The sequence below is a fragment of the Polaribacter sp. 2405UD43-2 genome (genome assembly GCF_058147125.1).
Window position 1 is genome coordinate 1 of sequence record NZ_JBYVJX010000042.1, and the last position, 268, is coordinate 268.

1 protein-coding gene is annotated in these 268 nt (G+C 66.8%); it reads right to left on the minus strand.

Translation table 11 applies throughout. From position 1 onward, the window contains the following. A partial coding sequence (locus ACY2RX_RS14675) for an ATP-binding cassette domain-containing protein (RefSeq protein WP_490104727.1) occupies nt 1-268 on the minus strand: 268 nt, incomplete at both ends.

Consider the following 268-nt stretch of genomic DNA (forward strand, 5'->3'; position numbering starts at 1 on the left):
GCCCCTATGAGTTCGCGATCGCCGACGAGGATAGACCCGGAATCGGGGTCGATGAATCCGAGCAGACACGACAGGGCGGTCGTCTTGCCACCACCGGAGTGCCCGACGAGGGCGACGACACTCCCGGGCTCGATGCGCAGAGACAACCCGTCAGGGGCGGCACGATCCGTCCCTTCATACGTGTGCGTCAACCCGCTGATGACCACCGGGACCTCGCGAGGTGAGGCGATCTCGACGTCGCTCTTGGGTGCCGTCGGCCGCCCGGACT